7 protein-coding genes are annotated in these 6,063 nt (G+C 74.9%); 4 read left to right on the top strand and 3 right to left on the bottom strand.

Annotation, left to right across the window (positions count from 1 at the left end; all coding sequences use genetic code 11):
• On the top strand, positions 1-682 hold a 682-nt coding region (locus JZ5iCDA_RS14680; RefSeq protein ID WP_083260048.1), incomplete at its 5' end, for an OmpA family protein.
• Between the two features lie 125 nt (positions 683-807).
• Here the strand turns inward: JZ5iCDA_RS14680 and JZ5iCDA_RS14685 are convergent.
• Positions 808-1,350: a hypothetical protein gene (locus JZ5iCDA_RS14685; RefSeq protein WP_069387829.1), complete on the bottom strand. Its 543-nt coding sequence runs from the start codon at positions 1,348-1,350 to the stop codon at positions 808-810.
• Between the two features lie 23 nt (positions 1,351-1,373).
• On the bottom strand, positions 1,374-1,745 hold the full coding sequence (locus JZ5iCDA_RS14690) for a hypothetical protein (protein WP_069387833.1): 372 nt from the start codon (positions 1,743-1,745) through the stop codon (positions 1,374-1,376).
• 380 nt (positions 1,746-2,125) lie between these two features.
• Between JZ5iCDA_RS14690 and guaA the strand changes: the two genes are divergently transcribed.
• Together guaA and JZ5iCDA_RS14700 are read left to right on the top strand one after the other, a co-directional pair.
• Positions 2,126-3,673, top strand: coding sequence for a glutamine-hydrolyzing GMP synthase (gene guaA, locus JZ5iCDA_RS14695; protein ID WP_139123138.1), 1,548 nt, complete (start codon positions 2,126-2,128; stop codon positions 3,671-3,673).
• 26 nt (positions 3,674-3,699) lie between these two features.
• Positions 3,700-4,065, top strand: coding sequence for a DUF2200 domain-containing protein (locus JZ5iCDA_RS14700; RefSeq protein ID WP_069387835.1), 366 nt, complete (start codon positions 3,700-3,702; stop codon positions 4,063-4,065).
• A gap of 19 nt (positions 4,066-4,084) precedes the next feature.
• On the opposite strand, the gene JZ5iCDA_RS14705 is transcribed toward JZ5iCDA_RS14700, so the two are convergent.
• The gene (locus JZ5iCDA_RS14705) at positions 4,085-5,227 is read right to left on the bottom strand and encodes a glycosyltransferase family 4 protein (protein ID WP_069387830.1); all 1,143 of its coding nucleotides are present in this window, start codon (positions 5,225-5,227) and stop codon (positions 4,085-4,087) included.
• A 238-nt stretch (positions 5,228-5,465) separates the two neighbouring features.
• Between JZ5iCDA_RS14705 and JZ5iCDA_RS14710 the strand changes: the two genes are divergently transcribed.
• On the top strand, positions 5,466-6,063 hold a 598-nt coding region (locus JZ5iCDA_RS14710), incomplete at its 3' end, for a hypothetical protein (protein WP_069387831.1).

Genomic DNA, 6,063 nt, shown 5'->3' on the forward strand with positions numbered 1-6,063 from the left:
GCTCGCCGCCGCCCTCGGGGGCGTGCTCCTCGCCCCGCTGCCCGCGGCCGCGGCGACCGCGCGGACCGAGGCGGAGCCTGCCGCCGAGGCGTCGGACGCAGCGACGTCCGAGCCGTCGACGCCGTCTCCAGCGCCGGGGGGCGAGGCGCCCCTGCCGGAGGAAGTCGTCGAGCACCTCGCCGAGGACCGCGAGCGCATCGACGCCGCCGAGGTCACCGAGGCGATGCGCGCGGACGCCGTCCTCGACCTGCACCCGGACGACTCCCGGTTCTCCCTGGACGCGGACGACGCCACGACCCGCCTCCAGACGACGCGCGAGGAGGAGGAGACGACGACCGTCGTGCTCACCGCCGACCTCATGTTCGCGTTCGACTCGGCGGAGCTCTCCGCGGAGGCCGCCGACGCGCTCGCGGACCTCATCGAGCAGATCCCGCAGGGCTCCGCCGTCGCGGTCGACGGGCACACCGACGCGATGGGCACGGACGCGCGCAACGACGAGCTCTCGCTGCAGCGGGCGGAGGCGGTCGCGAGCGTGCTCCGGGCGGAGCGCCCGGACCTCACGCTCACGGTGACGGGCCACGGCAGCCGGCAGCCGGTCGCCGAGAACACGCTCGAGGGGGAGGACAACCCCGCCGGGCGTGCGCTGAACCGCCGCGTCGAGCTCTCCTTCGCCGACGGCTGACGAGGGCCCACGACGACCGCCAGGGCGGACGGCGACGCGGACGACGAGGCCCCGCACCGGTGCCGACGGCACGGTGCGGGGCCTCGCGTCTGCCGCGGGAGGGCGTCCGGAGGGCCGCCGGGCGCCTACCCGCGGGTGTCGGGGCCGAGCTGGTCCCGCATGACGTCCATGATCATCTGCTGGGCGAGCGTCGTGCGGGGCACGTCGCTCTCCTCGGGCACGTCGTGCACCGCGGCCACCTCGCTCGGCCGGACGAGCACGTCGACCGGCGGCCGACGGCGCCTGCCGCGCGGGTGCGTGCGCACGGCGGGGTCGATGGCCGGCGCCACGCGGGCGACGGCCGGCTCGAGCGCGCGCCGGGTCAGGACGACGTTCGCCCCGGGGGCGCACAGGCCCGCGACGGCGAGATCGACGTCGAGGACCCAGAGCAGGGCGACGCCGTGCGGCGCCTCGATCATGGTGAACACCGCGCCGGCGTGACCGGGCGGGTCCGTCAGCAGCCCGGAGGCGCACCGGCGTGCCAGCTCCAGGAGCTCGACGGGCGCGTCGCCGGCGGCCGCCACGAGATCCGCGTCGGCCCCGAGGAGCGCCACCTGGAGGACGGTCGTGCTCGCCTCCAGCAGGGACTGCGCGGCCTCCGGCGCGGTGAGCAGCTCGCCGTGTTCCATGACCGGTCCGAGGACCGACGGGGTCAGAGCCCGTCGATGCTGGCGTCGAGCTTCGCCAGCTGGCGGCGCGCCAGGGCGAGGTTCCCGCGCGCGCGGTCGAGGACGACGTAGAAGAAGAGGCCCTCGAGCTCGGGGCGCTCCGAGAGGCGGATGAGGTGGAACTGCCCGGTGAGCGTGATGAGGATGTCCTCGACCTTCATCTCGAGGCCCAGCTGGGACACGGCGCGGAGCTTCGAGCGGACCACCTCGGTGTTGGCGGCGCCGGCGAGCTCGATCTCGAACGACTCGCGCTGCGCGTGCGCGACGGTCATCCCGTTGGACGAGTCGATCACCGCGATGGCGATCGCCCCGTCGAGGTCGAGGAAGGCGGACAGGGCGTTGTCGATCTGGCTCACGGCGAGCACCTCTCGTCGAGACGGCGGGTCAAGGGTCGTGGTCCGCGCTCACGACGATGGAAGAGCGACCGAGTTGGACACCTGTCCAACGCGTCGCATCGTAGCGACGGCGCCGCGGTGATATGCGACGTACGGGGTGTTCGACCGGTTGCGCCCGCTCCGACGGGCGGGTGAATCGACCCTGTGACGCTGGTCACCCTCGCGCGTCACAGCCCGCGGCGGTGCGCCGGCCCGGTCCGGGGCGGGCGCCGGTCCGGGCCTAGAATCGGCGGGTGACCTCCGCGCCCGACGTGCCCCCCGCCCCGCCGACCGCGACCGACGGAACAGCGCCCGACGGAACGACGCCCGACGAGCCCACGCCCCTGTCGACGCCCCGCCCGGTGCTCGTCGTCGACTTCGGCGCCCAGTACGCGCAGCTCATCGCGCGCCGGGTCCGCGAGGCGAACGTCTACTCCGAGATCGTCCCGCACACGGCCTCGGTCGAGCAGATGCTCGCCAAGGACCCGGCGGCGATCATCCTCTCGGGCGGCCCGTCGTCCGTGTACGCGACGGGGGCGCCGTTCGTCGACCCGGCCCTGTTCGAGGCGGGCGTGCCGGTGCTCGGCATCTGCTACGGGTTCCAGGCGATGGCCAAGGCGCTGGGCGGCGACGTCGCGCAGACGGGTCTGCGCGAGTACGGCGGCACCGAGGTGTCGGTGTGCGAGGCGGGCGTCCTGCTCGCCGGCTCGCCCGAGAACCAGACGGCGTGGATGAGCCACGGCGACGCGGTGCACCGCGCGCCGGACGGCTTCGAGGTGCTCGCGACGTCGTCGGGCTCGCCCGTCGCGGCGTTCGAGGACCGCGGGCGACGGCTCTTCGGGGTGCAGTGGCACCCCGAGGTCAAGCACTCCGCGCACGGCCAGGCCGTGCTCGAGCGCTTCCTCTACGAGGGCGCGGGGCTCGCCCCGGACTGGACGCCCGGCAACGTCATCGCGGACCAGGTCGCGGCGATCCGTGCGCAGGTCGGCGACGCGCGCGTCATCTGCGGCCTGTCGGGCGGCGTCGACTCGTCAGTCGCCGCCGCGCTCGTGCAGCAGGCGGTCGGCGACCAGCTCACGTGCGTGTTCGTCGACCACGGCCTGCTGCGCGCCGGCGAGGCCGAGCAGGTCGAGCGCGACTTCGTCGCCGCGACGGGCGTGAACCTCGTCGTGCGCGACGAGAAGGAGCGCTTCCTCACCGCGCTCGCCGGGCACAGCGACCCCGAGACCAAGCGCAAGATCATCGGGCGCGAGTTCATCCGCGTGTTCGAGGACGCGGCGCGCGACATCGTCGCCGAGGCGGGCGAGCACGGGGAAGAGGTCAAGTTCCTCGTCCAGGGCACGCTCTACCCGGACGTCGTCGAGTCCGGCGGCGGCGAGGGCGCGGCGAACATCAAGAGCCACCACAACGTCGGCGGCCTGCCGGACGACCTGCAGTTCTCGCTCGTCGAGCCGCTGCGCACGCTGTTCAAGGACGAGGTCCGCGCGGTCGGGCTCGAGCTCGGCGTGCCCGAGGCGATCGTGTGGCGCCAGCCGTTCCCCGGCCCCGGCCTCGGCATCCGCATCGTCGGCGAGGTGACGGCGGACCGGCTGGAGACCCTGCGCGCCGCCGACGCGATCGCGCGCGAGGAGCTGACCAGGGCCGGTCTCGACCGCGAGATCTGGCAGTGCCCCGTCGTGCTCCTCGCCGACGTGCGCTCGGTCGGCGTGCAGGGCGACGGCCGCACCTACGGCCACCCGATCGTGCTGCGGCCCGTGTCCTCCGAGGACGCCATGACGGCCGACTGGACGCGCCTGCCGTACGACGTGCTGTCCGTCATCTCGACGCGCATCACCAACGAGGTGCCGGAGGTCAACCGGGTCGTGCTCGACGTGACGAGCAAGCCCCCGGGCACCATCGAGTGGGAGTGAGCCGCACCGGGACGGAGGGGTCGACCGTGGCAGGGCACCGCATCTTCGGGACGAGCTTCGCGAGCATCCACCCGCTGTACGTCGCGAAGGTCGAGCGCAAGGGCCGCAGCCGGGCGGAGGTGGACCAGGTCATCACCTGGCTCACCGGCTACGACGACGCGGGGATCGAGCGCGCCGTCGCCGACGGCGTCGACCTCGAGACGTTCTTCGCGCAGGCACCGGCGATGAACCCGAACGCCTCCCTCATCACGGGTGTGGTCTGCGGGGTGCGGGTCGAGTCGATCGAGGACCCGCTCATGCAGCGGATCCGCTGGATGGACAAGCTCGTCGACGAGGTCGCACGCGGCAAGAAGATGACGTCGATCCTGCGCGGCGAGGCACCGGCCGCGTAGCGGGCGGCGCGCCGGGCCCTCAGGCGGTGCGCGCGATCATCGCCGCGCGGGAGTAGGCGGCCTCGACGTCGGCGAGGACCCGCGGCCACCCTGCCGACGACGGGACGTCGCGGTTGTGCGCGACGATCCGGTCGAGCAGGCCGTCCTCGGTGACGAGCCGCACGAGCGCGTCCGTCATGCCCGCGTCGTCGTCCGCGAGGAGCGCGTCGACGCCGTCGGTGAGCCGCTCGGCGACGCCCGACTGCGAGCGCGTGACGACGACGAGCCCGGCCGCCTGGCCCTCGAGGGCCGCGATGCCGAACGCCTCCTCGACGGCGGGCGCCGCGAAGACGTCCGCGCGCGCGTAGAGGCGCTTGAGCTCGGTCGCCGAGAGGCGTCCCGGGAGCGAGACGACGTCCCGCAGTCCGTGCTGCGCGACGAACCGGCGTGCCGCCTCGAGCTCGGGACCGTCGCCCGCGACCGTCGCGTGGAGCGACCCGGCGGGCACGCGCGCGGCCGCTTCGCGGACCACCTCGAGGAGCGGCAGCACGCGCTTGCGCGGCGCGAAGCGCGTCGCGGCGACGACGTGCACGGCCGCCCCCTCCATGCGCTCCGCGCGCTCGGTGCGGGGCACGCGCCACGCGTCGAGGTCCAGGCCGTTGTGCAGCACCGCGACCTCCCCGCGGTCGCCCACGATCCGCCGCAGCGGCGCGGCCGTCAGCTCGCTCACCGCCGACCACAGGACCGGCCAGCGCGACCAGCCCACGACGCGGTCGAGGCCCGCGAACCACCGCTCCGCCGACCCCCACACGCTGTGCACCGTCAGCACCGCGGGGAGGCCGGCGCGCACGACGGTCCGCAGCGAGGCCTGCGTCGAGGGCGTGAGCACGCCCATGTGCAGGTGCACGACGTCGGGCCGCGCCGCGCCCAGCAGCCGCGCCACGTGGTGCGGGGCGCGCGGGTGGACGGGGTAGCCGCCCGGGACGCGGGCTGCCAGGCGGTGGACCGTGACCCCGTCGACGTGCTCGGTCGTGACCCCGTGCGCGCCGGGCCGCTCCGGCGTCGTGCACACGACGGCGACGTCGTGCCCCGCCGCGGCCTGCTGCTGCGCGAGCCGCGCCACCTGGGTCTCGATCCCCCCGAGGAGCGGGAGGTAGCAGTCGGTGACGTGGACGATGCGCACGCGCGCATCCTCCCACCCGCGCGCGACGCGGCCCGAATCCGCGCCCCCGTCCACGCCGGCGCGGGACCGGCACGGGACCGGCACGGGCCGGCGACGCGCCGGGCGCTCGCCGGGCACGAGCCGATACCGGTCGCTACGGTGGTCGCGAATGGGTGGTTCGACCGTCTCGCGGCGGCGTCGCCACGGGGGCGCGACACCGCGGACGGACCGGGAAGGTCCTGTCGAAGGGGAGCGCACCATGTCGAGCACCGTCACCGTCACACCGGCCCGCGGGGTCCGGGGCATCGGCCTCGTGTCGATCGTCGCGGGCATTCTCCTCGTCCTCGCGGGCGTCGGCACGTGGGTCGTCGTCGCCAACGAGCTCTCGTCGGAGGAGATCACCGTCTCCGACGACGCGTCGTTCCTCGCGGGACGTCACGTCAACGGGCCGCTCACGGCCTACGCCCAGGCGGACGTCATCGACCGGCACGCCCTCGAGGCGAGCGGCGGGCAGACCTACGCCCAGCTCGAGCAGGACGACCCGACGCGCGAGACGGTGATGAACGCGTCGTTCCTGCGCGCGTCGCTGTACACGTCGGTCGTCGCGTTCGGGGTGTCCGCGCTGGTCGTGGGCCTCGGCATCCTGTTCGTCCTGGTCGGGATGGCGCTGCGCAAGCTCGCGGGCGGGCCCAGCGTCGCGGTCGAGACGCCGGCGGCCTACACGTCCTCGGGGGAGCTGTCGGAGGGCGGACGGCACGCGGCACCCGGGTCCGCGCCGCACGGGCCGTCGCCGGCTGCGCCGCCCGTGCGGCCCGCTCCGTCGCCCAACCCGTCGCCCACCCCGTCGCCCGGCCCGG

This window comes from Cellulosimicrobium cellulans (genome assembly GCF_001722485.1).
Lineage (GTDB): Bacteria > Actinomycetota > Actinomycetes > Actinomycetales > Cellulomonadaceae > Cellulosimicrobium > Cellulosimicrobium cellulans_A.